The sequence below is a fragment of the Longimicrobium sp. genome (assembly GCF_036280135.1).
Taxonomy (GTDB): Bacteria; Gemmatimonadota; Gemmatimonadetes; order Longimicrobiales; family Longimicrobiaceae; genus Longimicrobium.
The window spans coordinates 1-3,814 of record NZ_DASURI010000646.1 but is presented as its reverse complement, the minus strand read 5'-3'; the positions used below and the strand labels follow the sequence as shown (position 1 = coordinate 3,814).

Below are 3,814 nucleotides of genomic sequence, written 5' to 3'. Positions count from 1 at the left end.
CGCTTGCGGGCCTGCTTGGCGCTGCCGCCGGCGCTGTCGCCCTCCACGATGTACAGCTCGGTGAGCTCGGGGTTGTTGCTGGAGCAGTCGGCCAGCTTGCCCGGGAGCACGCCCGTTTCCAGCGCGCTCTTCTTTCGCGTGAGGTCGCGCGCCTTGCGGGCGGCCTCGCGGGCCCGCGCGGCGCTCACGGCCTTTTCGATGATGGCGCGGCCCACGCCCGGCGTCTCGTCCAGGAACTCGCTGAGCTTCTGGTTCACGACGGTCTCCACGGCGCCCTTGACCTCGCTGTTGCCCAGCTTGGTCTTTGTCTGCCCCTCGAACTGCGGCTCGCGCACCTTTACGCTCACCACGGCCGTGAGGCCCTCGCGCACGTCGTCGCCGGACAGCGAGTCCAGGCCGCCCTTCTTGAACAGCCCCGTCTTGCGCGCGTAGTCGTTGATGCTGCGCGTGAGGGCGGCCTTGAAGCCCGTGAGGTGCGTGCCGCCCTCGTGGGTGTTGATGTTGTTGACGAAGGTGAACGTGTTCTCGTTGTAGCCGTCGTCGTACTGCAGGGCGATCTCGATGTCGGCCTCGGGACGGCCGGCCTCGATGTAGATCACGTCCTGGTGCAGCGGCTTGCGGGTGCCGCGCAGGTGCTCCACGAACTCGCGCAGGCCGCCCTCGTAGTGGTACTCGTCGGCCCGGGGCTCGGCGCCCTCGCCCGTGCGCTCGTCGGTCAGCGAGATGCGCACGCCCTTGTTGAGGAACGCCAGCTCGCGCAGGCGGTTGCTGAGCGTGTCGAACGAGTAGGTGGTGTCCTCGAAGATCTGCGGGTCCGGCTTGAAGCTTACCGTGGTCCCCGTCTCTTTCGTCTCGCCCGTGACGACCAGGTCCTGCGTCTTGTCGCCGCGGCTGAACGCCATCTCGTGCACCTTGCCCCCGCGCCGCACCTGCACGCGCAGCCACTCGGACAGGGCGTTCACCACCGACACGCCCACGCCGTGCAGGCCGCCGGACACCTTGTACGAGCCGCCCTCCTGGTTCTCGAACTTGCCGCCGGCGTGCAGCACCGTAAGGGCCAGCTCCACGGCCGGCACCTTCTCCGTGGGGTGGATGTCCACGGGAATGCCGCGGCCGTTGTCCACCACCGTGATGCTGTTGTCGGGGTGGATGGTGACGTCCACCCGGTCCGCAAAGCCGGCCAGCGCCTCGTCGATGGAGTTATCGACGATCTCGTACACCAGGTGGTGCAGGCCGCGGGCGCTGGTGGAGCCAATGTACATGCCCGGGCGCTTGCGGACGGCCTCCAGGCCCTTGAGCACCTGGATTTGCCCTGCGTTGTAGTCGTTCTCTGCTGCGCCGTTGGTAGACATGGCCTCTGTTGTTGCGGTGTTGCCGGTTCCGTTCTCACGAGCGATGCGCGGAGCGCGCCCTGCCGCCCTCCAGTACACCGAACGCACCCCGAACGTTCAGTCGGGGCAACGGGTTACGGCAGGTGTTCCGGTGCGGGGGGGCGGGTGTTTCAGCCGCCGTGCATCACGAAGACGATCTGGTCGATGCGGCCGCCGCGCTGGCCGGCGTTCACGTGGCGCATGAGCTCGGCCTTCATGAGGTTGAGCTCCATCATCCATGCGCTGTTGCGCACGGCCACGAACAGGGTGCCGTCGGAGATGCGCAGGGGCTCGGTGACGGCGGCGATGGCCGGGCCCACGCGGTCCGCCCACTCGGGGATGACGGCCGCGGCCTCTACCTTGGGGCCCAGCCCGCTCCGGTCCAGAAAGCGGGACAGCAGGTCTCCCAGGGGCTGCGGCTTGCCGTTGCCTGGATCGCGGGTACGGCTCACGGCGTTCGCGCGGTGGGGAAAACGGATCGTGGACCCGGTAATCTAGCATTCCGCTCGCGCGCGCGAAACCACGGCCGGGGGCGGGGGAGTGTTCCGGCGTCAGGGCGGGGGTCCGGCCGTTCGACCGCGGGTTACCGGGGACAGGGGACGGCGGGCACCGACGGGGCAAAGGCCCTGGCGAGCGACGCCTCCCGCATCCCCCGCGCCGACAAGCGCCACCCCCCGACCCCCGGCGCCGGGGGACGCCCGGTCCGCGGGCGGCGACGCGGAGGCGCTCACGAGCATCCATCACCGTACCTTACGGGGCCATACTTGATAAATTTCTGCATCCGAGGTTATCATCCGATCACGTGCCGTCCCCACGCCTCCCGCGGGACGGCATCTCCCCCTCCCCTCCAGGCAGGACGAAATCACCGTGAAACGTCTTACCCCCCTCGCCGCGGCCTGCGCGGCGCTGCTGTCCCTGGCCGCCTGCCAGGACGCGCCCCTCGCCCCGCGGACCACGCCCGCGCTGCAGCCGTACATCCCCACCGCGCCCATCTCGCACGACGTGCGCACGGGGTGGATCTACGGACCGGACGGCCACCCCATGGAAGTGACCTTCAACGTGCACGAAGGCTGGGCCATCTACGAGGGCGACATCAACCTGGGCCGCGCCGACAAGGTGGCCAGGACGCGCGAGGAGCTCACCCGCGCCGGCGGTCCCAAGTACGGCGTGCACATCGACGGATCCACGTACCGGTGGCCCAGCGGCACCGTGCCTTACGTGATCGACGCCAGCTTCAACTCCACGCAGGAATCCATCATCCAGAGCGCCGTGAACCACGTAAACGGCACCGTGGGGGGCGTAAAGCTCAAGCAGCGCACCACGGAGACGAACTACATCGTGTTCGGCCAGCACAGCACCCTGTGCAACTCCCCCGTGGGGCGGCAGAGCGGCACGCAGACCATCAACCTCACCTCCAACTGCGCGTACAGCATGGGTTCGGTGGCCCACGAGATCCTGCACACGCTGGGAATGTGGCACGAGCAAAGCCGCTGCGACCGCGACACCTACATCACGGTGAACCTGTCCAACGTCGCGTCGGTCAACCAGCACAACTTCGACAAGAAGTGCACCAACGCCACGGACCGTTTCGCGTACAACGAGGGGTCCATCATGCACTACCATCCGTACGACTTCGCCGTGAACACGTCCATCCCCACCATCACGTCCAAGCGCGGCCTGGACTACCTGATGGGGCAGCGCAGCGGCCTGGCGCAGTCGGACGTCAGCACGCTCAACTACATCTACCGGCCGTACTACCCGCAGAACTTCACCGTCACCAACTCCAGCGGCAACGCCCTCGCCAGCTGGAGCGCCTCGCCGGGGGCCACGCACTACACCATCACGTACATCGAGCGGTTCGAGTACCACGACAACTGGGGCAGCGGGTCGTACTCGCAGGAGTACGTCGGCAGCCCCAACGCGGTGTACAGCAACAGCTCGGTGATCGGCACGTACGGCAACACCATGTGCGTGACGTACGACGACATGTACACGACGGAGCTGTACGCGTACGAGATCGAGATCCAGGCGCACTTCCCCGACGGCATCACGGGATACCCGGCCCGGTACGCGGTGCCCATCGGCCCCTGCTGATCTGTCGGCGGTCTCCGGTCCCGCGGCCCGCGTCGTGAACGGCGGGGGCAGGGTACGGGTTACAGGGGACAGCCACCAACGGCTTGAACGCAGATCGGCTCCCGCGCACCGTGCGCGGGAGCCGATTTTTCTCCTGGGCCGTCGGCCCCCGCCGTTGCCGGCTGTCCCCATGGAATACCGGATCGGAAAAGCGATTGTTTTCCTGAGGGGCCCTCGCGAACGCGACCGTGGACGGATGCGTGCGGCCCCCGAAGGATCTTCCTGCCCTGGCAAGGACCCCTGCCCAGTCGCGAAGTCCCTGCCCCGCGTAGGAGATCCTTCGGTCGCGCCCACAGCCTTGTGAGCGGGCG

At 67.8% G+C, this 3,814-nt stretch carries 3 protein-coding genes; 1 reads left to right on the top strand and 2 read right to left on the bottom strand.

What is annotated here, in order from left to right:
• Window positions 1-1,352, bottom strand: a 1,352-nt coding sequence (locus VFZ20_RS21000) for an ATP-binding protein (protein WP_329685903.1), incomplete at its 3' end; no start/stop codon positions are given.
• 149 nt (window positions 1,353-1,501) lie between these two features.
• Complete coding sequence (locus VFZ20_RS20995) at window positions 1,502-1,822, bottom strand: DUF721 domain-containing protein (RefSeq protein ID WP_329685902.1); 321 nt, start codon at window positions 1,820-1,822, stop codon at window positions 1,502-1,504.
• Between the two features lie 415 nt (window positions 1,823-2,237).
• Here VFZ20_RS20995 and VFZ20_RS20990 point away from each other — a divergent pair, with 415 nt between their 5' ends.
• Window positions 2,238-3,464, top strand: a complete 1,227-nt coding sequence (locus VFZ20_RS20990; protein WP_329685901.1) for a M12 family metallopeptidase — start codon at window positions 2,238-2,240, stop codon at window positions 3,462-3,464.
• Window positions 3,465-3,814: the final 350 nt, after the last annotated feature.